The 26,719-nt window shown below is 28.3% G+C and carries 27 protein-coding genes and 1 other annotated feature; of the genes, 18 read left to right on the top strand and 9 right to left on the bottom strand.

The window, feature by feature from the left end; genetic code table 11:
* The first annotated feature begins 223 nt into the window (after positions 1-223).
* Positions 224-742 (top strand): TVP38/TMEM64 family protein, encoded by a 519-nt coding sequence (locus E5347_RS02175; protein WP_425350431.1) that lies wholly within the window; start codon positions 224-226, stop codon positions 740-742.
* A 35-nt stretch (positions 743-777) separates the two neighbouring features.
* Here the strand turns inward: E5347_RS02175 and E5347_RS02180 are convergent, their stop codons facing one another.
* On the bottom strand, positions 778-1,053 hold the full coding sequence (locus E5347_RS02180; RefSeq protein WP_136004154.1) for a hypothetical protein: 276 nt from the start codon (positions 1,051-1,053) through the stop codon (positions 778-780).
* 171 nt (positions 1,054-1,224) lie between these two features.
* Positions 1,225-3,675: a leucine--tRNA ligase gene (leuS, locus tag E5347_RS02185; protein WP_136004157.1), complete on the bottom strand. Its 2,451-nt coding sequence runs from the start codon at positions 3,673-3,675 to the stop codon at positions 1,225-1,227.
* 54 nt (positions 3,676-3,729) lie between these two features.
* Positions 3,730-3,930 (bottom strand) — a binding site (T-box leader).
* A gap of 542 nt (positions 3,931-4,472) precedes the next feature.
* Here leuS and E5347_RS02190 point away from each other — a divergent pair.
* The 4 genes from E5347_RS02190 to E5347_RS02205 all read left to right on the top strand — a co-directional run bounded on the left by E5347_RS02190 (position 4,473) and on the right by E5347_RS02205 (position 6,975).
* Positions 4,473-4,841, top strand: coding sequence for a CoA-binding protein (locus tag E5347_RS02190; protein ID WP_136004159.1), 369 nt, complete (start codon positions 4,473-4,475; stop codon positions 4,839-4,841).
* A gap of 28 nt (positions 4,842-4,869) precedes the next feature.
* Entirely contained in the window at positions 4,870-5,232 is a 363-nt protein-coding gene (locus tag E5347_RS02195) for a YccF domain-containing protein (RefSeq protein ID WP_136004161.1), read from the top strand.
* A gap of 121 nt (positions 5,233-5,353) precedes the next feature.
* Positions 5,354-6,736 carry an MATE family efflux transporter gene (locus tag E5347_RS02200; protein ID WP_136004164.1) on the top strand — a complete coding sequence of 461 codons (1,383 nt, stop codon included), beginning with the start codon at positions 5,354-5,356 and terminating at the stop codon, positions 6,734-6,736.
* A gap of 23 nt (positions 6,737-6,759) precedes the next feature.
* The gene (locus E5347_RS02205; protein ID WP_136004166.1) at positions 6,760-6,975 is read left to right on the top strand and encodes a hypothetical protein; all 216 of its coding nucleotides are present in this window, start codon (positions 6,760-6,762) and stop codon (positions 6,973-6,975) included.
* 188 nt (positions 6,976-7,163) lie between these two features.
* Here the strand turns inward: E5347_RS02205 and E5347_RS02210 are convergent, their stop codons facing one another.
* Positions 7,164-7,625, bottom strand: coding sequence for a GNAT family N-acetyltransferase (locus E5347_RS02210; RefSeq protein WP_136004168.1), 462 nt, complete (start codon positions 7,623-7,625; stop codon positions 7,164-7,166).
* Positions 7,626-7,792: 167 nt separating this feature from the next.
* Here E5347_RS02210 and E5347_RS16760 point away from each other — a divergent pair, with 167 nt between their 5' ends.
* Positions 7,793-7,960: a hypothetical protein gene (locus tag E5347_RS16760; RefSeq protein ID WP_168354883.1), complete on the top strand. Its 168-nt coding sequence runs from the start codon at positions 7,793-7,795 to the stop codon at positions 7,958-7,960.
* Between the two features lie 99 nt (positions 7,961-8,059).
* On the opposite strand, the gene E5347_RS02215 is transcribed toward E5347_RS16760, so the two are convergent.
* The 3 genes from E5347_RS02215 to E5347_RS02225 are packed head-to-tail and all read right to left on the bottom strand — an operon-like array spanning position 8,060 to position 10,093.
* The gene (locus E5347_RS02215; protein WP_136004170.1) at positions 8,060-8,554 is read right to left on the bottom strand and encodes a hypothetical protein; all 495 of its coding nucleotides are present in this window, start codon (positions 8,552-8,554) and stop codon (positions 8,060-8,062) included.
* A gap of 28 nt (positions 8,555-8,582) precedes the next feature.
* Positions 8,583-9,197 carry a J domain-containing protein gene (locus E5347_RS02220; protein ID WP_136004171.1) on the bottom strand — a complete coding sequence of 205 codons (615 nt, stop codon included), beginning with the start codon at positions 9,195-9,197 and terminating at the stop codon, positions 8,583-8,585.
* Positions 9,198-9,202: 5 nt separating this feature from the next.
* Positions 9,203-10,093, bottom strand: coding sequence for a DUF5685 family protein (locus E5347_RS02225; protein WP_136004174.1), 891 nt, complete (start codon positions 10,091-10,093; stop codon positions 9,203-9,205).
* Between the two features lie 166 nt (positions 10,094-10,259).
* Between E5347_RS02225 and E5347_RS02230 the strand changes: the two genes are divergently transcribed.
* The 10 genes from E5347_RS02230 to rplT all read left to right on the top strand — a co-directional run bounded on the left by E5347_RS02230 (position 10,260) and on the right by rplT (position 20,328).
* Positions 10,260-11,135: a polysaccharide deacetylase family protein gene (locus tag E5347_RS02230; RefSeq protein WP_136004176.1), complete on the top strand. Its 876-nt coding sequence runs from the start codon at positions 10,260-10,262 to the stop codon at positions 11,133-11,135.
* Between the two features lie 708 nt (positions 11,136-11,843).
* Entirely contained in the window at positions 11,844-12,932 is a 1,089-nt protein-coding gene (locus E5347_RS02235; protein ID WP_136004179.1) for a BMP family lipoprotein, read from the top strand.
* 138 nt (positions 12,933-13,070) lie between these two features.
* The gene (locus E5347_RS02240) at positions 13,071-14,591 is read left to right on the top strand and encodes an ABC transporter ATP-binding protein (RefSeq protein ID WP_136004181.1); all 1,521 of its coding nucleotides are present in this window, start codon (positions 13,071-13,073) and stop codon (positions 14,589-14,591) included.
* Complete coding sequence (locus E5347_RS02245; protein ID WP_136004182.1) at positions 14,591-15,679, top strand: ABC transporter permease; 1,089 nt, start codon at positions 14,591-14,593, stop codon at positions 15,677-15,679. Before E5347_RS02240 ends, E5347_RS02245 begins: the two co-directional genes overlap by 1 nt.
* Positions 15,679-16,623 carry an ABC transporter permease gene (locus E5347_RS02250; protein ID WP_136004186.1) on the top strand — a complete coding sequence of 315 codons (945 nt, stop codon included), beginning with the start codon at positions 15,679-15,681 and terminating at the stop codon, positions 16,621-16,623. The genes E5347_RS02245 and E5347_RS02250 overlap by 1 nt, the downstream gene beginning before the upstream one ends.
* Before the next feature lie 326 nt (positions 16,624-16,949).
* The gene (locus E5347_RS02255) at positions 16,950-18,251 is read left to right on the top strand and encodes a homoserine dehydrogenase (RefSeq protein WP_136004189.1); all 1,302 of its coding nucleotides are present in this window, start codon (positions 16,950-16,952) and stop codon (positions 18,249-18,251) included.
* A 188-nt stretch (positions 18,252-18,439) separates the two neighbouring features.
* The gene (locus tag E5347_RS02260) at positions 18,440-18,751 is read left to right on the top strand and encodes a rhodanese-like domain-containing protein (protein WP_243109703.1); all 312 of its coding nucleotides are present in this window, start codon (positions 18,440-18,442) and stop codon (positions 18,749-18,751) included.
* Positions 18,752-19,226: 475 nt separating this feature from the next.
* Complete coding sequence (infC, locus tag E5347_RS02265) at positions 19,227-19,739, top strand: translation initiation factor IF-3 (RefSeq protein WP_136004195.1); 513 nt, start codon at positions 19,227-19,229, stop codon at positions 19,737-19,739.
* Between the two features lie 22 nt (positions 19,740-19,761).
* Positions 19,762-19,959 carry a 50S ribosomal protein L35 gene (gene rpmI, locus E5347_RS02270; protein WP_008679235.1) on the top strand — a complete coding sequence of 66 codons (198 nt, stop codon included), beginning with the start codon at positions 19,762-19,764 and terminating at the stop codon, positions 19,957-19,959.
* A gap of 12 nt (positions 19,960-19,971) precedes the next feature.
* Positions 19,972-20,328: a 50S ribosomal protein L20 gene (gene rplT, locus E5347_RS02275; protein WP_136004198.1), complete on the top strand. Its 357-nt coding sequence runs from the start codon at positions 19,972-19,974 to the stop codon at positions 20,326-20,328.
* Between the two features lie 311 nt (positions 20,329-20,639).
* Here rplT and E5347_RS02280 read toward each other — a convergent pair whose 3' ends face one another.
* Both E5347_RS02280 and E5347_RS02285 read right to left on the bottom strand, forming a co-directional pair.
* A complete protein-coding gene (locus E5347_RS02280) occupies positions 20,640-20,885 on the bottom strand; it encodes a hypothetical protein (protein ID WP_136004200.1) in 246 nt (81 codons plus the stop codon).
* Complete coding sequence (locus E5347_RS02285) at positions 20,878-22,761, bottom strand: LTA synthase family protein (RefSeq protein WP_136004203.1); 1,884 nt, start codon at positions 22,759-22,761, stop codon at positions 20,878-20,880. The genes E5347_RS02280 and E5347_RS02285 overlap by 8 nt, the downstream gene beginning before the upstream one ends.
* Positions 22,762-23,008: 247 nt before the next feature.
* Here E5347_RS02285 and E5347_RS02290 point away from each other — a divergent pair, with 247 nt between their 5' ends.
* Positions 23,009-23,911, top strand: coding sequence for a patatin-like phospholipase family protein (locus E5347_RS02290; protein ID WP_136004207.1), 903 nt, complete (start codon positions 23,009-23,011; stop codon positions 23,909-23,911).
* A gap of 225 nt (positions 23,912-24,136) precedes the next feature.
* Here the strand turns inward: E5347_RS02290 and E5347_RS02295 are convergent, their stop codons facing one another.
* Positions 24,137-24,691, bottom strand: coding sequence for a hypothetical protein (locus tag E5347_RS02295; protein WP_136004210.1), 555 nt, complete (start codon positions 24,689-24,691; stop codon positions 24,137-24,139).
* 183 nt (positions 24,692-24,874) lie between these two features.
* Here E5347_RS02295 and E5347_RS02300 point away from each other — a divergent pair, with 183 nt between their 5' ends.
* Positions 24,875-26,632 carry an SUV3 family DEAD/DEAH box RNA helicase gene (locus E5347_RS02300; RefSeq protein WP_136005827.1) on the top strand — a complete coding sequence of 586 codons (1,758 nt, stop codon included), beginning with the start codon at positions 24,875-24,877 and terminating at the stop codon, positions 26,630-26,632.
* Positions 26,633-26,719 lie beyond the last annotated feature (87 nt).

The following is a 26,719-nucleotide window of genomic DNA, read 5'->3' on the forward strand; positions in this document are numbered from 1 at the left end:
ATTAAAACGTTAAGAAATTGAAATAACTTGACAACTTATATAAAAATTAAAAGATATATAAGCTTTCAATTGATGTAGTTTACTTTAAAAGTATTTTTCCTTAAAATAACATAAGTACTAAAGATGTAGATTACTTATTGAAACATATATGTCTACAAATGAAAAATAGGAGATATAAATGTTTAGTATAGAAAATATAGTTAGCTTATTAAGAGAGTATAGTATGTATTCAATTCCTATTTCCCTATTAATAAGCACTGTTATAGCATTACTAGGAGTAGTACCATCTGTTTTTGTAACTGGAGCCAATATATTGTTTTTTGGACCTCTATATGGATTTTTAATTTCTTTATTAGGGGAAACTATAGGTGGATATATAACCTTCTTGGTATATAGGTTAGGTTTTAAAAAAGGTGCAGAAGGTATAAAGCATAAACACAAGTTATTGAAATCAATAGTAGAAGGAGAAGGGAAAAGTGTTGGATTTCTAATTTTTGAAGGAAGGCTTATTCCATTTATTCCATCTGGATTTGTAACCTTGGCAGCCTCCATAAGTAATGTAAATGGATTTATATTTATTACTTCAACTTTTCTTGGGAAAATACCATCCATAGCTCTTGAGGCAGTGGTGAGTTATGATTTAATAAATATAGATCAAAATTATGCAAGATTAGGATTTACTTTAATTGCATTAGTGTTATTGTATTTAACATTGAAAAAATCAAAAATTAATAAAAAATGATATTGATCCAGAAAAGTGATTCAATATCATTTATTTTATTTAACAGTAACCAAATAAATATCTAAATGATCATTACTATTACTACTTAAGAAGCTATTAGCAACATCATCAAAGGTTAAATTAGCCTCATTAGATAAAATAACAAATGTAGTTTCAGCTTTTGCATTTGGCATAGTTCCAGTAACAGTTAATTTATATTTATAGATGTTTCCATAAGGGTCCTTATATGTTTTATTACCTGGAAATGCAAATAATAATATTACAACTAATAATAGTAGGGAGATTATAGATAGAGATATCTTTTTATTCAAATTAATCACTCCTAGTTAGTAGTACTATACCTTTATTATAACAAATATTACCATTTGAATGAAGGGGTATAACGTAAATATTATTTTATTATGACTTGAAGTTTGCCTTAGAAAAAATAGTTATAAGATAATAAAGAAAACTGAGTATCAAATTTGATACTCAGTTTTCTTTTATTTTACTACTATATTAACAAGTCTTCCTTTAATTACAATTACTTTTACAATGTTTTTGCCTTCAGTAGCAGCAACAACATTTTCGTTAGCTAAAGAAGCTGCTTTAATTCCTTCTTCATCTAAATCAGTAGGAACATTAATCTTAGCTTTTATCTTTCCATTAACTTGGATTGCAATTTCAACTTCATCTTTAACTAAAGCCTTAGGATCAAATTTTGGCCAAGCTTCATTAAAGATTGAGAAGTCTAATCCAAGTAGGCTCCATTGCTCTTCAGCAAAGTGAGGTGCAAATGGTGCTAATATCTTTAAGAAGTCTATACATGTATTCTTTAAGAATTCTAAATTCATAACATCTTCTTGAAGATATTTAGAGAATGCATTAACAAATTCCATCATTCTAGCTATAGCAGTATTAAATTGCATTTTTTCTGAATCCTCAGTAACACCTTTTATAGCATTGTGTAACCAGAAGTTTAGTTCTTTTTCAGCCTTATCTATTGTAGTCTTATTGTTTTCACCCTTTTTGATAGATTCTATAGCAGTTTCAAGATATCTTTCTATTCTGTCTACAAATCTTGCAACAGATTTAAGTCCATCATCACTCCAAGCGCCACCTTCAACATAGGCAAAACCAAACATTAAATACATTCTAAATACGTCTGAGCCATATTCAGAAATATAATCATTAGGAGAAATAGTATTTCCTTTAGATTTACTCATTTTTAATCCATCTGGTCCAAGTATTAAACCTTGGTGAGTTAAAGATTTAAATGGTTCATCAAAGTCTAAGTAGCCCATATCCCTTAATGCCTTAGTTATAAATCTAGCATATAGTAGATGCATACAAGCATGCTCTGGTCCACCAACATATTTATCTACTGGAAGCATTTTATTTACTATATCCTTATCAAAAGCAATTTCAGTATTTTTATTATCAGGATATCTTAATTGATACCAAGAAGAACAAACGAAAGTATCTAAAGTATCAGCTTCTCTCTTAGCTGGTTTTCCACACTTAGGACAAGTAGTGTTTATAAAGCTTTCACATTTTGCTAGTGGAGATTTTCCATCTGGAGCAAACTCAACATCGTATGGAAGCTCTACAGGTAATTGATTTTCTGGTACAGGTACAATTCCACAATCTTCACAATGAATCATAGGAATTGGAGCACCCCAGTATCTTTGTCTAGATACTAACCAGTCTCTTAATCTATAATTAACCTTTGCAGATCCTAATTCCTTAGAAGCTAGCTTTTCAACTATTTTTTCTTTGGCTTCTTCAGTTGTAAGTCCGTCAAATTCACCTGAGTTAACTAACTTACCGTATTCACAATATGGTAACTCATCATTTTTGCCATTTTTACTAGTAATAACTCTTTCTATTGGAAGGTTAAATTTAGTAGCAAAAGCAAAATCTCTTTCATCATGAGCAGGTACAGCCATAACAGCTCCAGTTCCATAAGTAGCTAATACATAGTCTCCAACCCAAATTGGAACTTCTTTATTGTTTATTGGGTTTACTGCATAAGAACCTGTAAATACACCTGTTTTTTCCCTAGATATAGATTGTCTTTCTATATCAGATTGTTTTTTAGCTTCTTCTTTATAGTTTTCAACTGAATCTTTATACTCAGCAGTAGTAAGCTTATCAACTAATGGATTCTCAGGTGCTAATACAACATAAGTTACACCATTTAATGTATCAACTCTTGTTGTAAATACATCAAATTTAATATCAGAATCTTTAACTTTAAATGTAACTTCAGCTCCTGTAGATTTACCTATCCAGTGCTTTTGCATAGCAACAGTTTTTTCAGGCCAATCTAAAGTATCAAGCTTTTCTAAAAGTTCATCAGCATAGTCAGTAATTTTTAAGAACCATTGAGTTAAGTCCTTTTTAGTTACTTCAGTTGAACATCTTTCACATTCACCATCAACTACTTGTTCATTAGCTAAAACTGTATTACATGATGGACACCAGTTAACAGGTGCTTTTTTTCTATAAGCTAATCCTTTTTCATAAAGTTTTAAAAATACCCATTGAGTCCATTTATAATAATCAGGGTTACATGTTATAACTTCGTTTTCCCAGTTAAACATAGCACCCATGGCTCTTAATTGCTTTTCCATAGTTTCAATATTTTTATCAGTTGAATCCTTTGGATGAATTCCTGTTTTTATAGCAAAGTTTTCTGCTGGAAGTCCAAAAGCATCGAATCCCATAGGTTGAAAAACGTTGTATCCTTGCATTCTCTTCATTCTAGCCCAAGAATCTACTGGTCCATAGTTAAACCAATGTCCAGCGTGTAATTGACTTCCTGAAGGATAAGAAAACATTTCTAGTACATATAGTTTTTCTCCCTCTTTATTTGGATCAAACTTATAAAGTTTTGTTTCTTCCCACTTATCTTGCCATTTTTTATCAATGGAAGTTCCGTATTTAGCCATAATAATCCTCCTTAAATGTAGTAAAAATAAATATAAAAAAACCCTCGATCTCAATTAAGAGACGAAGGATATTCGCGGTACCACTCTTATTAGAAAATAAAATTTTCTCACTCGATATTATAACGGGGGTATCCCGTACTTGCTTTTAACAAGTAAGCTCCTAGGCAAGTTCTTATAAAATAAACACTGTTTTACAGCAAACAACAGCTCTCTAAAGAATATTATTATAATACTACTCCTATTCATAGCATTGATTATTTAATTTTTATATAAGATAATATAGTATATATAAGATATACCTTGATAAAGAGTAAATTCTCTATTACTTCTTATATATAATTTTATTATATTAAATTATATATATTATTACATTATAAGTCAACATTTTGATAAAACTTAAAGATAAGACTTAAGGAAAAGCTTAAAGAAGGAATATAACAATATATTATTACTTTATAGGATATAATTAATAATAAGAAATTAATTATAATTTCTTAAGCATTTTTTAAATTTTAGAGTATAGTATACTATTTATAAAATTAGATTATATAAATAGTAATAAAATTTCTGCGTTTTATTAAGTTAGTTCATATTTTTAATATTTCAGTTAGGTAATTACACAAGAAACTTATATAAAAATTAAAAGCTCGATGCTTTCAATTGCTATAATTTACTTTAGAAACTATTTTTATACTTAAAATAACAGAATTGCTTAAGAGGTAGATTATTTATTGAAACATAGATTGATAAAGTTAATTAATTTAAATAAATAAAATAATGAGTTGGAGGTTAATGAAATGGATATAAGAGAAATGATAAAGTTAAATAATTGGGTTGTTATTGGAGATGTTTTAAATGAAAGTAAGTATGCTTATAAAATAATAGAAAAGTTTAAAGAAAAAGGTTATAAAGTAGCAGGAGTACATCCAAGGGGTGGAGAAAATATATATAAATCACTAAGTGATGTTCCATTTAAGATAGAGGCTATCGATTTATGTATTAATTCAAAACTTGGTATTAAATATTTAGAGGAAGCAAAGGAACTTGGTATAAAGAATGTATTGATTCAACCAGGGGCTGAAAGTGAAGAAATACTAAAGTATTGTAGGGATAATAAAATTAATGCAATAGAGAATTGTGCTTTAGTTCAATTAAGAAATAGCTAGAAATAATGATGTAATGGGGGGATTTTAGATGTCCTGTTTAGGAAACATAATATGGATAATATTTGGAGGCTTTTTTAATGCTTTAGGTTGGTTTTTTACTGGGTGTTTATGGAGTATTACTATAGTTGGTATCCCAATAGGATTGCAATGTTTTAAGATGGCGAGATTACAACTTGCTCCTTTTGGAAAAGAAGTGGTAACAAGAGATGATAGTAGTGTAAGTTTATTATTAAATATACTTTGGATAATATTTGGAGGCTTTGCCCTTTGTATCTCCAATCTAATTAGTGCATTCTTTTTATGTATTACAATAGTAGGAATACCCTTTGCAGCACAATCCTTAAAGCTTGCTAAACTATCACTAATGCCTTTTGGTAAGGAGATAATTTAAATTTAAACTTTTTGTATATAATTAATAAAAAAGTTTCATATTATCCTCTTTAGTAGTATCATAATAGTTATGTTATAATTTAATAATGTAAATATTATGAAATTAAAAAGGAGATAGAGGAATGACAAAAGCTAAAATTGACCTAGGTAAGGGGTCTGTTGGAAAGTTACTAGTAAGTTTAGCTCTTCCGGCTATAATTGCTCAACTAGTTAATGTTCTTTATAACATAGTTGATAGAATATTTATTGGAAGAATGGTCAATGGTGAAGTAGCAATGGCAGGTGTCGGTGTTGCTTTTCCACTAATTATGATTATTTCTGCATTTTCTGCCTTAATAGGTATGGGTGGAGCACCACTTGCAGCAATTAAGATGGGAAAGAAAGATAATGATGGTGCAGAAGAAATTTTAAGTAATAGCTTTTCTACATTAGTTATAATTGGAGTTTTATGCACAGTAGTATTTTTAATTTTTAATGAAAAATTACTATGGGCATTTGGAGCTAGTGATGCCACTATAGGCTATGCTAAAGACTATCTAATTATTTATTTATTAGGAACTGTTTTTGTACAAATAGCATTAGGTATGAATTCATTTATAAATACCCAAGGTTTTGCTAAGATTGGTATGACTACAGTAATTATTGGTGCAATTATAAATATAGCATTAGATCCGATTTTAATATTTGTTTTTGATATGGGAGTAAAGGGTGCTGCTTTAGCAACAATACTTTCTCAATTTGTTTCAGCAGTATGGGTCTTAAAGTTTTTATTTGGAAAACAAAGTATTCTTAAGATAAGAAAGAAATATATAATACCTAAAGCAAAAGTTTTACTACCAATTTTGGCTCTTGGAGTTTCACCTTTTATTATGCAAGCAACTGAAAGTGTAGTTTTAATTAGTTTAAATAATAAGCTTTCTATGTATGGTGGAGACTTGGCGGTTGGAGCAATGACTATAATGAGTAGTATAATGCAAATTATAACGCTTCCGTTAATTGGATTATCTCAAGGTGCTCAACCTATAATTAGTTATAACTTTGGTGCCAATAATCTGGAAAGAGTTAAGAAAACATTTAAATTGCTTTTGACTTGTTGTTTAGTGTATACAATAGCTATGTGGGGATCCTTAATGCTATTCCCAGAAGTTTTTGTTAGTATATTTAATAATAAGAAAGAGTTAGTAGAAATAACATCATGGAGTATTAAGATATTCTTTGGAGGAATATTTATGTTTGGAGCTCAAATAGCATGCCAACAAACATTCCTAGCATTAGGTCAAGCAAAGATATCTTTAGTGATGGCTCTTTTAAGAAAGATAGTCTTATTAGTACCATTAATATTTATACTACCTACCTTTGTTAATGAAGGTAATAAGCTTGCAGCGGTTTTAGCTGCAGAACCAGTATCAGATATACTTGCAGCTTTAACAACAATAACTGTATTTATTATTTTTTATAAGAAGACTTTTAATAATAAGTTAGAGGATACTATTAAAGAGTCTTAATAAAAATAAATGGAGGATATACCTTGGATAGTAAAGCAAATAAAATACCTTTTACAGAAATAAAAACTTATGAAGAAGCTTATTATTATAATTCAGATCCAAGTAGTAGAATGAATTATGAGAAGCAGGAGTTAAAACTAGAAAAGAAGAAAAACTTCAAGGTAAGTAAAGGCGGAGTGGAATTAGTAGGTGACATTGTAGAAGGCGTTTTAGAAATTTTATTCTCATTTTTAGATTAGGCTTTGTAATAAAATGCGAGGCATTTTAAAATGAAAAAATTAAGGTAATGAAAGAATGAAAAAATGAAGGAAGAGGTTTTGCTATGCAAAACCTCCTTTGTTTTAAAGATGACCTTAAAAAATCTTTACAGATTTTTTATATACATTTTTTTCATTTTTTCATTAATAAAATGCTTCGCATTTTAAAACTAATATAGTTGCTTGCTCATAGATATGTTAGTGGCTTTATATCCTAACTTTTCATATAGTTTTATAGCTTTATTATTATGACCAAATACATGTAATCCAATTGTTTCAGCACCTAAAGATTTTGCGAAATTTTCAACTTCTGTCATAGCCATTAATCCATAACCTTTTCCTTGGAATTTATCATTAATACATATGTCATATATAAAACATGAATTAGAATCCTTCTTATTAATCCAAATTATACCAATAACATCATTATTTTTGTCTATTATAGAAAATAAATAATTATTAATTGTATTAATTCCATCAGGAAGAAGCTTATTATATTCAGATTGGGATAATGATAGTGAATCATCCTTTTTCCAATTACCTGACTTGACTTTTTCTTCTGCATAAGTCTTTATTGACTTATCCAAATACTTGTTAAATTCAATATTTGACATCTCTCTTAATATACTCATATTATTCCCCTTTAAGCTATAAATCATAATTTATGACAACTACATAGATTTCCTTTATATTGATATTATACATAATTATGGTGTATTATACTATATAGATATTAGTTATAAAACAAAGATGCTTAAAAATTATGATATAGAGAGTATTCTATAGAAGGAGTGGAAGAGTGGATATTAATGTTTTAGTTATATTTAATTTGTTTATGCTTGTAATTCCTATAGCTGTTATAGTATTTATAGTAAAGAGTTTGGCTAATCAAAGAAAAATGAAAGAAGAGATAGAAAAGCTAAATTTAAAGGTAGAAAAGTTATCAGAAAAATTAAAATCAGAATAAATAGAAAAAAATTACAAATATAAAAATAGATACATATTATGTGTGAGTCACTTTAAAGGCAGTAGGTGACTAAGCATAATTATGTATCTATTAATTAAATTAAATTCTCTTATGAATTCTATCCAGATAGAATGATATTAATAAGCTTAAGGCATAATCGTATATTAAAAATACTGGCTGAGCAACTATAAATAATAAGTAGATTGGAAGTTTTGTTATTTCTATTGCTACAAAGGAATTAAATACGAAAATAGATAAAACGAGTATTATATTGAAAAATATAATTTTTAATATTATCTCTATCGGAAGCTTATTAATCTTTTCAATAAAGTATTTTATGATCCCATAAACTCCAAAGAATAATATATATAGTAATATAATATTAAGTGGAAGAATAAAGAACCCTATAATTGATGATGATATATAAACTAAGATTGAACTTTTTATAGAACCCCTTATTAATGCAACTGGTATTAAAGCAGATGCTAAGGTTAAAATACTAATTGTACTTATAGGTAATAGTAAATTTAAATATAAAATTACTATAGTAAGAGCTGTTAATACAGCACTTACAGTTAATTCTTTTGCTTTCATATTTTAATCACCACCAAAATTATTTTCTTTAGCAACAACCTATAAGGTCTCCACCCATACATTCACACATAGAGTCTAGGCACCATAAATTTATACAACAATCACATGCGTTTGCTGAGTTAGCCCCAGTAGTTCTATAATAGTTATTGCTGTATGCGGATGTTCTTTGGTGTAGTGAATTTAGAGTTTGTCTATATTCAAAGTTGTTAGGATCCATATTTACAGCAATTTGAATATGTTTAAGACCTCCATCAAACCATCCCTTATTAGTTAGTAAAACTCCATATAAAAAGTTCCATTCTGCATTTCGATTTTGAATAGAATTTAATCTTCTTTCAGCTTCTTGTAAATTTCTATTTTGAATTAACATTCTAATTTCTTGGAAAGAATAAGAATCATTAGAATTATTACTTGATGAATTGCTGTAAGAGCTATTGTATGAGTTACTATATGAAGCATCTCCATTTTTAGTTAACATATCATATGCCTTATTAATTTCTCTCATTTTTTCTTCAGCTAGATCTTTTAATGGGTTATCACCGTATTGATCTGGGTGATATTGCTTAATTAAGTTTCTATAAGCTTTCTTTATTTCTTCTTGACTTGCACCTGGTTTTAATCCAAGAACCTCATATGGATTCATTATGGTCACTCCTTCTTATCTTCGCTAGTTTTCTTTGTTATTCCAAGGTATTTATCCATCATACCTAATTCTAGAACGTTTCTTAATATATCTTCATTCCTTTTAATAGGTAATCTATCTAGAATTTGTTTACAATTAAATGAGCAATTTAAAATAGTAAATTCAAGTCTATCCTTAAATAATGGAAGCAATTCTTCATAAGGGAGATTATCCTTATTAAATAAAAAGTTAATAGGGTTAAATTTATTTTTATCCATATCTTCCTTTAAATCATCAAAGGCATCAACTAAGTATATCCATTTTCCTAAGGTGTATCCAAGGTTATATAAATCATCCCTTATTTCTACAGTATCTTCAACTAAGGTTTGAGGATAAGATTTTAATATACTTCCAACAATATGACTAAAAGGATGAGCTATTTCATCAATTGAAGAAAAATCTTTATTTCTCTCCAAAGAACTAAGATCCTTTAAATTTACCTCTATAATACTTCTTATGTCTTCAATATTTACATTTACTTTCTTTTCATAAGGTAATAATATTTTTTCTAGAATCTTTGATTTTAGATTATTATCATCTTCAACATCATCTTTAACTTTATAATAGTATAAAGTTAAGTTTATAGCAGCTGCATATTGAAGTGCATCATTATTCATAATGATAGGCTTTTTTTCAATAGGATGCACAATACAGCGTTTAATTTCTACTGTAGGCTCTTTAGTTGATAGAGAATCTAAAAGCACAGCTAAAAAGGTCATATCATAATTTAGTACCATTCTTGGAAGATTGCCTGCACTACTTTTAATATGCATACAAAGTCCGCAATAATAACTTCTAAATTTAGTAAAGTCCTTTACTTTAAGTTCAGCTTTTAGAGGAGTTACGTATCCAAACAATAAAAACACTCCTTAAAATTAGTTTAGATTAATTATACAAAAATAAGATATCATTAACAATGGTTTATATAAAATTTAGGAAATATTAAAAAATAGAAACAAATAGAAAAATATTGACAAAAAAACTAAGTAAAGTTATATTTTGACTATATGGAGGGGATATATATTGAAAAAATTAATTAGCATTGTAATTTCAGTAGTAATTATTGTATTAATAGTCTTTGGGGGATATAAATATATAAATAAGAAATCAGAAGTTACAAATTTAAATGATGCTCAAAATGAAGAAACTAATGCTGAAGAAGAAACAGTAATAGATGAAGTTGAAGAAAATGATAAAGATAAAATTAATGAAGATAACTATATTACATTAAATATTGAAGATGTAAAAGTTCCTATATTAATGTATCACTCAATTTCAGCAGCAGATCCTAACAATAGTTTATTAGTACCACCAGAGATGTTCAGGGAACAAGTTAAATATCTTAAAGAAGCAGGATTTACACCTATGCTTTTAGAAGATGTTGTTGAAGCTTTTTCAACAGGACATGTTCCAAAGAAGCCTGTAGCTATTACTTTTGATGATGGATATGCAGATAACTATTCAGAAGGATATAAAATCTTAAAAGAATTTGATATGAAAGCAACATTTTTTATAATAACTGATAATACTGATGCAGATGGTTATTATTTAAGTTCAGCTCAGCTTAAAGAAATGAAAAAAGGTGGTATGGGAATAGAAAGTCATACATCAAGACATATAGAGTTTCCTAATATATCTAGGGAAGATAAAAAAGCTATTATACAAGAAGCTATAGACACTTTAAAGGAGAAAGTTGGAGTCGATAGTAAGTTCCTTTGTTATCCAGTTGGAAGATATGATGAGGAAACTATGGAAGTAGCAGAAGAAATGGGAGTTAAGGCAGCAGTTACTACTGAAGGTGGAATTGCAACAGCTAGTGATGGGCTATATTCATTAAAAAGAGTAAGGATGTCACCCATGAATATAGAAACTTTTAAATCTATATTCTCAGATTTTTAAGATAATACAATATAAGAATGGAGAGACCTTTTTAGGTCTCATTATTAACCTTAAAATTAAAATATTATTTATACTACAATTAATAGGCTAGCCTTTGGAGTTATTTATAAACGTATATATGGCTTTTTAAAAGGTAATAATATTATGGTAATGGTATGTGCTTTTGTGGGACAGCACAAATATTATAAGGATTGATTACAATATATTATTTGATAATTCGGCAGTATAATGAAGTAAGTTTTGTTATTCTTCTATTTATATTAGCCAGATGTAAAGGATATCAATTTTAAGGTCTTAATTATAATCTTAATGAGTATTAATAAGTATTAATACTTTTAATTTTATTATTAAATGTAAAAACTATGAAGAGAAAATTGAATAAATAATAAAATGTTAATAAAATATTGATTCTTTGAAATTTTTGATAATAAATTTCATATAGTTTGGGGAAAATTACTTTTAAACTATTTATTTATAATATTAATTTATAAGATTAAAAGAGAGTTTAGACAAATTTTGTTATAAAAAAATTATTATTTACATATTTTTAATAATAATACGGTAGTAAAATATTAAATTCCAAATGATACCATTAATCAATAAAGAAAATCATTTTTATTTGTTGAAATAGCGAATTATATATTGTATAATCTTTTTGAAAGTTCGAAAGATAAAATGAGTATACACAAAAGATTAGGAGGATTTTTTATGAAGAAAAAGAGAATAGCTTTAGCGTTAGTAGCACTAATGGTTACAGGTTTAGTTGGTTGCGGAAATAGTTCAACTAGTGGAGCTGATCAATTAAAGGTAGGTATGGTAACCGATGCCGGTACTATTGATGATAAGTCATTTAATCAAGGTACTTGGGAAGGTATTTCAAGAGCTAAAGATGAATTAAATGTAGATGCTAACTATTTAAAGCCAGCAGGAACTACAGAAGCTGACTATATGAAGGAAATAGGAAACCTTTACGATACAGACTATAAGTTTATCGTAACTCCAGGGTTTAAGTTTGAAACTGCTATTTTCCAAGCACAAGATAGATATTCAGATTCAAAGTTTATAATTATTGATGGTTCTCCTAACAATGGTAAAACAGGTAGTGAAAGAGTAGAAAAAGTAGGTGAAAATACTGTTTCAGTATATTTTGCTGAAGAAGAAGCTGGATTCTTAGCAGGTGTTGCAGCAGCTGTTGAGCTAAAAACTGGTGATTTAGGATTCATAGGTGGTATGGAAATTCCATCAGTTCAAAAGTTTAACTGGGGATTCCAACAAGGTGTTAAGTATGCTAATGAAAATTTAGGAACTAGTATGAGCTTAAAAGCTGAAAATATAGTTTACCAAGGTACTTTTGATAATGTTGCAGCTGGACAACAACTTGCAGCAACAATGTATGATAATGGAGTAAGAGCAATATTCACAGCAGCCGGCGGAGTTGGAGTTGGATCTATAAATGAAGCAAAGACTAGAGCAGCAGCAGGAAAAGAAGCTTGGATAATAGGTGTTGACGTTGATCAATATGCTGATGGTCTTATGGAAAATGGTAAGTCAATAATACTTACTTCAGCTGTTAAGAAAATTGATAATGCAACATATGATATAATAAAAGATGAATTAAATGGAAGTTTCCCAGGTGGAAAAACTTTAACTTTTAATGCTAAAAATGATGGAATTGGTCTTCCTAAGGAAAATCCAAATTTAAGTGCTGAAACTATGTCTAAGGTTGATGAAGTTTATAATAAAATAAAGAATGATGAAATTAAAATAAGTACTGAACAAGGTGATTTAATTAAATAGTCATTCTCAGTATAGATACACTAAAGAAAAAAGGCGGAAGTACCGTCTTTTTCTTCTATCAGGAATGGACTAGTTTAATTTTACATAAAAAGATAATATATCCATAAATTTTAAAATAATAATATAGGGAGGATGCTCATGAGTTATGTAGTAGAAATGCTCAACATTCGTAAAGAGTTTCCAGGGATTGTAGCTAACGATAATGTTACATTGCAACTCAAAAAGGGGGAAATCCATGCACTCTTAGGAGAAAATGGAGCTGGGAAATCTACATTAATGGGAATGTTATTTGGAATGTATCAGCCTGAGGCTGGTGTAATTAAGGTTAAAGGAAAGGAAGTTAAAATTTCTAGTCCAAATGTAGCAAATGATTTAGGAATAGGAATGGTACATCAACACTTTAAGCTTGTAGAAAACTTTACTGTTACAGAAAATATAATACTTGGTTTAGAACCTAAAAAGTTTTTAACTGTAGATATAAAATCTGCAGCTAAGAAAATTGAAGAGTTATCTAAATCTTATGGATTAAACGTAGATCCTTATTCAAAAATTGAAGATATTTCAGTTGGAATGCAACAACGTGTCGAAATATTAAAAATGCTATATAGAAATGCTGATGTACTAATATTTGACGAGCCTACAGCAGTTTTAACTCCTCAAGAAATAGAGGACTTAATAAAAATAATGAAAAACCTTATAAAAGAAGGTAAGTCAATTATAATAATTACTCATAAATTAAAAGAAATAAAAGCAGCAGCAGATAGATGTAGTGTTATAAGAAGAGGAAAGTATATTGGTACGGTTAATGTTAAAGAAACATCAGAAGCTGAAATGGCTAAGATGATGGTTGGAAGACAAGTTTCCTTTAAAGTTGAAAAGAAGGAAGCAAAGCTTGGAGAAGAAGTATTAAAAATTGAGAATCTTTCTGTAAAAAATAATAAAAAAGTATTAGGATTAAAAGACTTCACATTAAATGTTAGAAGAGGAGAAATCGTTGGTATAGCAGGTGTTGAAGGGAATGGTCAAACAGAGTTAGTTGAAGCTTTAACAGGTATGAGACCTGTAGAAAGTGGAAATATCATTTATAATGGGAATGATATAACTAAATTATCTATTAGAAAGAGAATAGATGAAGGAATAGCACATATTCCAGAAGATAGACATAAAAGAGGACTTATTTTAGATTATAATATGGAAGATAATATGGTGTTAAAGGTATATAAAAATAAACCTTTCTCAAAAAATGGACTTATAAATAGAAAAGAAGTAGAAAACTACTCAAATAATATTATTGAAACTTTTGATGTAAGATCAGGTGAAGGTGGTAAATCTATAGCTAGATCTTTATCAGGTGGTAACCAACAAAAAGGAATAATAGGGCGTGAAATTCAATCTAACCCTGATTTATTAATTGCTGTTCAACCAACAAGAGGACTTGATGTAGGTTCAATTGAATATATTCATAAAAGATTAGTAGAACAAAGAGATAATGGTAAAGCAGTACTTTTAGTTTCACTTGAATTAGATGAAGTTTTAAATGTTTCAGACAGAATAGCTGTTGTAAATAATGGTGAATTAGTTGGAATAGTAAATGCAAATGAAACAGATGAAAATGAAGTTGGCTTAATGATGGCAGGAATAAAGAGAGGTGAAAGCTAATGGGAAAAAATCAAGGCTTAAAATCTATAATGGCAATAGTACTTGGCTTATTAGCAGGTGCACTACTAATGATGGTTATGGGCTTTAACCCTGTTGAAGGATATAAATATTTATTCCAAGGTGGATTAAAGAACCCAGAAAGAATAGGTAATACTATTGCAACTGCTACACCATTAATGCTTACTGGACTTTCAGTTGCCTTTGCCTTTAAAACAGGATTATTTAATATTGGAACTCCAGGTCAAATGTTATTTGGAGGATTTTGTTCAATAGCTGTTGGATTAACTTTAGATCTTCCTAAACTTATATTAGTACCAGTAGTAGTTCTTGCTGGGGTACTAGGTGGAGCTATTTGGGCTACAGTTCCAGGAGCATTAAAAGCTAAATTTAATGTTAATGAAGTTGTTTCTTCAATTATGATGAACTGGATAGCTTACTGGATAGTTTATTATGGAGTACCTAAGTACTTTAAAGGAGAATTCTTAGAAACAGAATCAAGAATGTTATCTGATAATGCTACTTTAAAAGCAGAGTGGTTATCTAACTTATTTAAAGGGTCGTATATAAACTTAGGTATTTTCTTAGCAATTATTGCTGTAATAATTATATGGTTTATATTAAATAAAACAGTACTTGGATATGAATTAAAAGCTGGTGGATATAATAGATTTGGTGCAGAATATGCAGGTATGCCAGTTAATAGAAATATAGTATTTTCTATGATGATTGCAGGTGCTTTGGCTGGTCTAGCTGGTGCAATTCAATATACAGGTAACTCAAATATAATGCAAATTGGTGTTATGCCAAGCCAAGGATTTGATGGTATAGCAGTTGCTTTACTTGGTGCAAACAATCCAATAGGAGTAGTGTTCTCATCATTATTCTTCGGAATATTATACGTAGGAAAAGGATTTATGAATGCTGCTGTTAAGGTACCACCTGAGTTAGCAGATACTATAATGGCTACAATTATCTACTTTGCTGCAACAAGCATGGTAATGGATAAGATAATTAGGAGATTTAAAAAGAAAAAAGATGATAAGTCAGGTAAGACTACAGATTCTTCTGAAAGGGTGGTGGAAAAATAATGTGGAGTATAATTGAACAGATTTTTCCATATGCTATTGCCTACACAGTACCTTTATTAATAACTGCTTTAGGAGCATTATATTGTGAAAGAAGTGGTATTATAAACATAGGGCTTGATGGACTTATGATAATAGGTTCCTTTGCAGGTGCCTTAACAGTTTCTAAGCTTCAAGCAAATGGAGTAGCAGGAGCTTTATGGATTGGACTTTTAGTAGCTGTATTAGTAGGGGTGTTATTCTCACTATTACATGCTTTTGCAAGTATAAACTTAAATGCAGATCAAGTAATAAGTGGTACAGCGATTAATATGATAGCTGGAGCTTTAACTGTATTTTTAGCAAGAAATATAACAGGTAGTGGTAATATAAGAGTTAACTCCTTTATACCAAAGGATGTTCCTTTCTTATCAGAAATACCAGTAATAGGACCGTTATTTTTCACTAAAGTGTATGCAACAACTTGGCTTGTTATAGTTATACTTATAGTTAGTATATTTATATTATATAAAACTAGTTTTGGATTAAGATTAAGAGCGTGTGGAGAACATCCTCAAGCAGCTGCAGCAGCAGGAGTTAGTGTGTTTAAGATGAGATATCTTGGAGTTATGATATCTGGAGGAATGTCTGCTTTAGGTGGAGCTATAATATTATTAACTTATGCTGGAGAATTTAATGGTAGTGTTGCTGGACTTGGATTCTTAGCTTTAGCAGCATTAATATTTGGACAATGGAGACCATTAGGTATTTTAGGTGCTGCTTTCTTCTTCGGATTTGCATCAACTATAGCTAATGTATCTCAAGCAATTCCATCATTAGCTACAATACCAGGGGTAGTATTAAAGGTATTCCCTTATGTAGTTACATTAATTGCATTAGTGTTATTCTCTAAATCTTCACAAGCACCAAAAGCTGCTGGTGAACCATTTGATACTAGTAAAAGATAGATAAGAGCTGCCGAAAGGCAGCTTTTTTCAATTAACAGTTAACAATTTTCAATTAGCAAATAAGGAAGTAATTCTTTCAGAATTACTAAAAGAAATTTTGTTAGAACTTTAAATGGTATTTAAATTTTTTCTAATGGTATTTTTATAAAATTAATAAGGATAATAAGAATATTAATTAGTTTAAAAATGATAAATTGATTAAAAAACTCAAATTTAATTACAAAAAAGCAAGTAATAATGGCAAATTATTTAATATATTAGTATAATAGATATATTAGCAATAAGTATTTAAATTAGTGCTAAATATATAATAAGGGGGAAGCAAAATGAAAAAGGTCAAAATTGCTTTGTTGGGGCTAGGCAATGTAGGACGAGGTGTTTGGATGATATTAAATTCAAACAAAGAAGAAATTATGAAAAGGTCAGGCTATGAAGTAGAAGTAGCCAAGATACTAGTAAGGGATATTAGCAAACCTAGAGGAGTTGAGGTTCCTTTAGGATTATTAACTACAGATTTTAATGATATTATAAATGATGACGAAATTAAAATTATAGTAGAGGTAATGGGAGGAATTGAACCTGCTAGAGAATATATGATTGCTGCTATGGATAAGAAAAAGCATATAGTAACAGCTAATAAAATGCTACTTGCAACTGGTGGAGATGAGCTTTTTGAAAAGGCTGATAAGGAAGGCGTAATGTTTAATTATGAAGCTAGTGTTGCTGGTGGAATTCCAATAATAAATGGTATAAATGAGAGTTTAACAGCTAATAAAGTCGAAAGATTATATGGTATAGTTAATGGTACAACTAATTATATTTTAACTAAGATGGCTTTTGATGGTTTAGATTTTAATGATGCCTTAAAGGAAGCTCAAGAAATGGGATATGCAGAAGCAGATCCAACTTCAGATATAGAAGGTTTTGATTCACAATATAAACTTGCAATATTATCATCTTTAGCCTTTGGAACAAAGATAAAGATTGAAGATGTTTATAGAGAAGGTATAACTAAAATAGAGTCTGTAGATATACAATATGCTAAAGAGTTTAAAAAGGTTATTAAGCTTTTAGCAATAGTTAAAGATAATGATGGTAGATTAGAACTAAGGGTTCATCCTACTATGATACCTGAAAATCATCCATTAGCTAATGTATATGACTCCTTTAATGCAGTATTAATTAAAGGGAATGCAGTGGGAGACTTAATGTTCTATGGTAGAGGGGCAGGTGATTTGCCTACTGGTAGTGCTGTAGTTTCAGATGTAGTATCGATTTTAAGAAGTAATATTGAAATAGAAAACTTAAATCCCGTAGTTAAAAATAATTTATGGGTAAAAGAAATTAGTGATATTAGTGAAATAGATAGCAAATACTATATGAGATTAACAGTTGCAGATAGACCAGGAGTTCTTGGAGAGATTTCTTCAGTAGTTGGAGAAAATAATGTTAGTTTAAGATCTGTAATACAAAAGGGACTAGATGTAGAAAATGAAAACAAAGTAACAATAGTGCTTGTAACTCATATGACTAAGGAAGGTAATATTAAATCTGCTATAGAAGAATTATATAAATTAGATGCTGTTTATAAGATAAATAATTTTATTAGAATGGAAGACTTTAATTAGGAATGGAACAATTAAAAAATTAAAGAATTAAAAAATGAGAAAATTAGAGAATTATTGAAAAACTCAGCTTTGCTGGGTTTTTTATTTGATTTATAAATTGGTTTAATGAAAATACATTATTTGCGTTGAAATATTGTATATAGAGATTTAAAGGAATATAATAATAGAAAAACTATAGGAGAATAAACATGATTAAATCAATAAATAGTATGCAAGCTGAAAGGCTTATAAAAGATAAAAAAGACTTAGTAATTTTAGACGTAAGAAGACTTAATGAATATAAGGAGGGGAGATTATTTAATTCAATTAATATTCCAGTTGAAGAACTAGAATGGGAAGTGTCTGAAATAGAAGATTACAAAGAAAAGCCTATTTTAGTTTACTGTAAGGTAGGAGTAAGAAGTAGTGTTGCATGTAACTTTTTAGAAGAGGAAGGTTTTAAAGAGTTATATAATCTTAGAGGTGGAATATTAGATTTTTCTGGAGAAATAGAAATTTAAAGTAGTTTTAATTAAAAAACATATATAAGTTGCAATAATATTTATATATTTTATTAAGCTATTTTATATGTGAAATATTTCAGTTAGGTAATTATACAAGCAACTTATATAAAAAATTAAAAGATCCATGATTTCAATTAATAAAATTTACTTTCAAAACTATTTTTTACTTAAAGTAATATTAATCCTGAAAGTGTAAATTAAATAATGAAACATATATATAATAATTGAATAAAAAGGTTTATTATTGTATAAAATAAATATTGTAAAATAATTGACACAAATAAAAAATAGTGATAAAATACATTGTATGTAAAGTAGAAACAGCCGTTTCTCACCTTACGGCTATGCTTAGTAGGGTAATTAGTTTTAATAATATCTAGTTTATGTAACTAGGTTTTTATAATGACTAGAGGGCGGCATTAGTCCTCTATTTTTGTTGTTTATTTATTTAAAATTTTGGAGGTGACTTGATATAAGTAAGGATTTTACTTGTAATGAAGCGATTAGAGTTAGAGAAGTTAGAGTAATTGGGGATGATGGTTCACAATTAGGAATACTTCAAACAAAGGAAGCTCAAAAAATGGCATATGAGAAGGAATTAGATTTAGTTATGATTTCTCCTAATGCAAATCCACCAGTATGTAAGATAATGGATTTAGGAAAATATATTTATGAGCAAACTAAAAAAGAAAAAGAAGCAAAGAAAAAGCAAAAAGTTACTACTTTAAAAGAAATTAGATGTAGTTTAACTATTGAAGAAAATGATATTGCTATTAAAGCAAAAAATGCTAGAAAGTTTTTATTAGACGGTGATAAAGTTAAAATCACTGTTAGATTTAAAGGTAGAGAAGCAACATTAGGACATATTGGACAAAAGATATTACAAAATTTTGTTTCAAAGTTAGAAGATGTTTGTGTAGTAGAAAAACCAGCAAAGCATGAAGGAAGAAACATGACAATGGTTGTAGGTCCTAAAAAAGCATAACTTTAGAGAGGAGATTAAAATCATGCCAAAAATGAAAACTCACAGAGGTGCAGCAAAGAGATTTAAAAAGACTGGAACTGGAAAATTAAAGAGAGCTAAAGCTTTTAAGAGTCATATATTAACTAAGAAAAGTTCAAAGAGAAAGAGAAACTTAAGAAAAACTGCTTACGTTTCAACTACTCAAGAAAAAGCAATGAAGAAATTATTACCATATTTATAGGAGGTTTGAAACATGGCAAGAGTTAAAAGAGCGGTAAATTCACGTAAAAATCATAAAAAAGTATTAAAGCTTGCAAAAGGTTACTACGGTGGAAAGAGCAGATTATTCAAAACTGCTAATGAATCAGTAATAAGAGCTTTAAGAAATGCGTATGTTGGAAGAAGATTAAAGAAGAGAGATTTCAGAAGACTTTGGATAGCAAGAATAAACGCTGCTACAAGAATGAATGGTCTTTCTTATTCTAAATTTATAAATGGAATCAAATTAGCTGGAATAGATATGAACAGAAAAATGTTATCTGAAATAGCTATAAATGATCCTAAGGCATTTGCTGATTTAGTAGAATTAGCAAAGAATTCTCTTAAGTAATTTAACAAAATTATATTAGAGATTTACTTATTGATAGATTTATAGAAAAGTAAATTGATTATATATTTATGAAGAAATAGATCTATTAAAAAGAGCTAATGTTAAGTAGAAAAATCTACCTAACATTAGCTCCTTTTTTATTATTTAGGAAATTATAATGAAGTCAAATCTCTAGACGACTTTAGAAGTGCAGTAAAACTCATACTCCAGAAAGTAGATACAAAAAAACTCCCGAAGGAGTTTTAAAAACTTTATTTAAATAATTCCGAAGGAATTATATCCTTAATTGTAAATTGTTAATTATTAATTGGTTAAAGCCATGCTTTAACCAATACGCTTTCTATATATCTTACAAAAATATTATATAGTAAAATAGATCCTCCACAGTAAACTGTGTTTAATATAATTGGCTTTAGTTCTTCTTTAACTTTAAATCCCTTTATACTTTTATGGATAAAGAATAAGGCAAGAGCCCAAGGAATAATATCTTCTATTGATATTATTGGCATTAAAAACATTATAACAATAAAAATTTTCAGTATTACTTTATTATTCATTAATACCAGCCTCATTTCTATAATAATTTCCTCTTATCATCTTATCGCTTATATCTAATAAGCTTTCTACCTTATTTTGATCTTCCTCACTTAACCCATTTTGAAGTAGTGTCCTAGTTGAAAGAATAACATAATCTTTATTAGTATTTAATAAGTTTCTTCCTAAGGTTAGTGGACTAGAATATTCTTCTTTTGCTGCGCCAAAAAGATAAGCTAAAGTTGGAAGTATATCAACTTGTCCACCGTGCATTGAAAAAGTTTTTCCTTCAATATCTTTATTATAGATTACAAAAGGAATTTTTCTATTATTTACTTCCATCCAAGGTTCTAAGTTTTTCATATTAGCTATCTCATCATCATAAAACTTATGAACCCCTTCGTGATCTCCGTAAATTGCTACAACTGTATTATCTAATATTCCACTTTCTGATAAGTCATCAAATAATTCACCTAAGTATTTATCTGTGTAGTGAATTGAATGGAAGTATCCACCTAGTTTAGTGCCTTCTAAGTTAGAAGGTAAAATAAGCTCTTTTTCATCTGAAGGCATTTCAAAAGGAGAGTGACTTGTTAAAGTAATTGTATATGCTAGGAATGGATCTTTTAACTCCTTTAACCTATCTCCAAATTGCTTTAAATAACTCTTATCAGAGACACCTAGATTTATTCGGTCACTTGTATCATAATCTGTAGAGTCTAGTGTGGTGTCATATCCTATTGATTTAAGGTTAATTAGCCAGTTCCAGTAGGATCCTTGATCTGGATGAGATGCTAATGTGGTATATCCCATATTTTCAAATATATTAGGCAGGGAATAATCATAAGTATTACTTGGGTATCTAAAGAAGGTTGCACCCTCTCTTACTGGGAAAGCTGATGTATTAATAATAAGTTCTGCATCAGAACTTGTCCCGTTATGGGTTTGTTCATAAAAGTTATCAAAATATAGAGAGTTATTAAGTAATTTATTTAAATTAGGTGTTATTTCTTGTCCATCTACTTTTTGATTTACTATAAAGGTTTCCAAGGATTCCCATTGAATTAATAATAAGTTTTTGTCTTTCATTATTCCGCTATACTCATTATCAGGATTATTTTCCTTTAAACTTGATAAGGTTTCTTTAACATTTTCAAGTTCTTCGCCTTCTAATATGTAAGGTTTAGATTGCTCATAGAAGTTATAAGCATCAAATAAATGATAACCAATAGGAGTTAAGTTTGACATTGTTTGATTAGGAGCCCAAGATTTCACAAAAACATATTGGTTTTCAAAGGATACCTTTTTAATATCTATTTTAACTCTGGCATATCCAAGATAAATTAAACTTACAATTAAAATAGCTAGTCCACCAATTACATTTCTTTTATATTTAGTATAGTTATTTCTAAATCTTATATTTCTAAAAGCAATTATTACTAAATCTATAAGAAATAAAATGTCTACCATTCTAAACATAGAAATTATTGAACTGCCTAAGTTATCTAAGTTACTAGTCATTTTAAACATATGATAATTTAAAAATACAGCATTACTTCTAAAGTACCACATATCACCAATAACAATAAGTGTAAATAATAAGTTTAAAGTCCAAAATGCCCATTTTTGAACCTTTTCATTAAAGAATAAACCTAGTGATAAAAAGGCTGAGTTAACAGTTATCCAAACTAAGAATGGTGGCATTGAGTAAAATACTTGTTTAAAATTAACTCCATTTGCCTTATCATCTGATATAAGCATAATAAATATAAGAGATTTAATTAATAAGATTCCTAATGTTATTAAAAAATCTTTATTCTTAACACCCTCTATAAACTTTTTCTTTATTCTTAAGGGTAGCTTTTCTTTTATAACTATTTCTTCCTTATAATTTAACATAATTATTTCCTTTCATTAATTTACTTAACTATATGTGCTAATTAATAATAACATATTCTTTATTGGTATTATATTATTTTTACCTTAATATTTCTTAAGGATTATATAGATTTAAAAAGTAATAATTAGCAAAAAGAATTTAATTATTATATAATGAAGAATAATTAGATAATTTATAATATGATAATTTATAATGAAGCAAATTATAAATTGAAAGGTATATAAATGTAAAAAAAGAGGGGATTTTATGAAAATAGGTTTAGTATTATCAGGTGGTGGAGGTAAGGGTGCTTATGAACTTGGAGTTTTTAAGGCTTTAAAGGAGCTTGGTATAGACAAGTACATAGAAGTCTTTTCTGGTACATCTATAGGAGCTTTTAACGCAGTTTTATTTGCACAAGATGATATGGTTGCAGCTGAAGCATTATGGGAAGAAGTAACTATAGATAAGCTTATTCCAGTTAGTAAGTTTGAACTAATAAAAAAGGGATTAGGCCTATTTATTGGTGCAAAAAATATAAATGTTGCTAAAAAGTATATGAATCAAAAAATAGATGAAGGTGCAGTATCTAAAGATGGTGCTAGAGAAATAATTAATAAATACCTTGATATTGAAAAGGTAAAAGAAAATAAAAAGGTTTGTTATGCAGCTTGTACAGAACTACCAGACTTTAAGGTGAAATATTTTAATGTTAGTGATCATGATGAAGAGACAGGTAAGGAAATAGTTATTGCATCAGCTTCTCTTCCTTTAATATATGAAGCTACAGAGTTATTTGGTGGCAGATATATAGATGGAGGGGTTGCGGATAATACCCCTATTCAACCAGTATATGGAGAAAATTGTGATATTATAATAGTAGTATTGTTATCTAGAGAAGTTAGGGTAGATAGATCATTATATCCGAATACTCATATAATAGAGATTTTTCCAAGGAGTTTAAATGAAAATGTTCTAAATGGAACCTTGAATTTAGATGGAGAGGCAAAAAGGTTAAGGATAAAAAGTGGATATGAAGATGCAATGTATATGTTAGAGCCTATTATGAAGATGACAGAATTAAAAATAAAGTTAGAAGAAGAGGCTGAAAATCCTAAACTTTATAAGATGTTTAACAAAGTTAAAAAAGTTATAAATAAAGATAAGTAAAATTATACTGTTGAATAGTAAAAAACTAAAAATAAGGACTGCTCTACAAAAGTGGTAATTATAAATGAAAAATTATATTTTTTAAAACTCACTTATGAGTTTTTCATTAATTTCTAATTCTTCATTTTTAATTATTAATTGTAAAGCAGTCCATTTGTTAATAGCTTGGATTATTAATATCTTGTCATAAACACAAAATAAATTTTATTTTAATAAATAGTCCTATTATGAAATTAATTCTTCAATATTATTTTTATAATTATTAATAAGTCCTTCATAAATAAATTCCTTATGATTTATTTCTAATAAATCACTTGGTTTAATAAGGCTTGGACATTTATCGGAATTGTAAATATTACTATTAATTAATAGCTGTGATACAAACTCTGAGCAAAAGTATCTATTACTTCTTTTAATAGGTCTTTGAAGAACTACCCCTAGAAGACCAATTAAATTATATCCATATTTTTTATCGCTATTTATAAATTTATTAAGTTCTTCTTTTAATAAATCATATTGATCATTGCTAACACTAACTTTATAAATTACGCATTTACTATTTTCAAATCTTTTATACACACCATCTTTTAAGTTCTCTTTTACAAAGCCACCTATAAAGGGGATGCTTGGATATATCCTTCCAAAGGAGTACATCTTTTCAAAAGAATCATCAAAGCTTATAGAGACATGAACATATTTATCTTTAGTATATAAATAAATGCATTTGGAAAGTATAGTTCCAGTGTTGGAAAATACTAAGTAAATATTTTTCTCATTCATTTTGTAAATATCCTCCAATTGATTTTCTATAATAATTATTATAATAGATAATCCTTAAAAAATCCTTAAGAAAACTTTAAAATAATAAAAATATTAATTATGAGTTCATAAAATTTTAAATAAATTACAAAAATAATGATATAATTTATAAATAAGAATTTTAAAAAAATAAGAGGTGAGATGTTGAAGAAAAATGCACTGCAAAGAGAATTTAAGAAATTAAAATCCCAAGTGAATCATATAAAGGAAATTGCATATAACTCCAAGGTTGGAGCCTTAATTGAGCAAGAAAGCTCACTAAGAAAGAAAATTAGATTGCTTAATGAGATGGAAAAAGAAGGTTTTAAAGATTTCGCATTAGTGAAGGAAGAATATGAAGAGCTTTTAGAGTATGTTTCTAAAAGATTATTAGATGATTATAATAAAAAGAATAATACAGATTTTGATTTTTATGAAGTAGTTAGAGGAAATTATAATAGTTTTATTAACTCTGGTTTTATGTCAGTATTGACTAAAATGCATATTCCTAAATTAATATCAAAGGAGTTTCAAGAGAATTTTCCAAAGAACCCAAAGGATGAATATAAATTAGCAAGAAATATTAAAAGAAGAGTTATAGTACATTTAGGTGAAACTAACACGGGAAAAACTTATAACGCAGTTGAAAGACTTAAATTAGCTAAAAATGGTGTATATCTATCTCCTCTTAGGATATTAGCTTTAGAAAATTATGAAAAGCTAAATAATGAAAATATAGTATGTAATTTGCTAACTGGAGAAGAGGAAATTATTAAAGAGGGAGCAACTCATACTTCTTGTACTATAGAAAAATTAAATATAAAAAAGGAATATGATATTGCAATTATAGATGAAATTCAAATGATAGATGACCCTCAAAGAGGAGATGCATGGACTAGAGCCTTACTTGGTCTTAGATGTGAAGAAATACATTTATGTGGTGCTTTAAATGCTAAAGAGGTAGTAGAAAAAATACTAAAAGATTGCAATGATGAATTTGAATTTAAGGAATATAAGAGAAGCATTCCTTTAGTGGTTGAGGATAAAAACTTTAGCCATAAGGAAGCAGAAGAAGGGGATGCAATTGTTGTATTCTCCAAAAAGAAGGTATTGCAAATAGCAGAGCAATATTCAAGTGAAGGCATTAAGGTTAGTATAATTTATGGAGATTTACCTCCAGAAGTAAGAAGAAAACAATATGATATGTTTATTAATAAAGAAAATAAAGTTCTTATTACTACTGATGCTATTGGAATGGGAGTAAACTTACCTATTAAAAGAATAATATTTTTAGATATTCAAAAGTTTGATGGTGAAGAGGTTAGGAATTTAACTTCTCAAGAGGTTAAGCAGGTAGCTGGAAGAGCTGGAAGAAAAGGAATATATGAAGTTGGATATGTAGCCACTGTTAGAGGTAATCAAAGATTTATTAAAGATAAGCTAAGTGAAAAGGATAGGATTATTAAAGAAGCTGTAATAGGACCTTCAGATGCAATATTAAATATAAAAAGCTTACCTTTAAATGAGAAACTTGCTTTATGGGCTACAAGGGAAGAAAGTCTTGATTATTATAGAAAAATGGATGTAAATGAATATTTAATTATATTAGAAAGCATAAAAAGATTTAAATTAAAAGAAGAGATACAATGGGAACTTTTAAAGATACCATTTGATATTAGTAAAGATGAACTTATGAATACCTTCCTTGGATATATAGATGAGTTATTTATCTTAAAGAGTAAAGTAATAAGTAAACCTCAATGCTTTACAGGTAATTTAGATGAACTTGAAATATATTATCAAAAAATAAATATGTATTATTCTTTTTGTAAAGTATTTAAATTAGAGTTTGATTTTAAATGGATTTATGAGGAAAGAATAAAAGTAAGTAATGAAATAAATGAAATACTAGTTAGGCTTTAAATGGCCTATTTATAATAAAAGACATACTCAATTAGCTATATATTAAATTTATAAAATTCATTAAGGATAGTATTTTAGCAAATTATG

This window comes from Clostridium sartagoforme (genome assembly GCF_004794105.1).
Lineage (GTDB): Bacteria > Bacillota > Clostridia > Clostridiales > Clostridiaceae > Clostridium > Clostridium sartagoforme_B.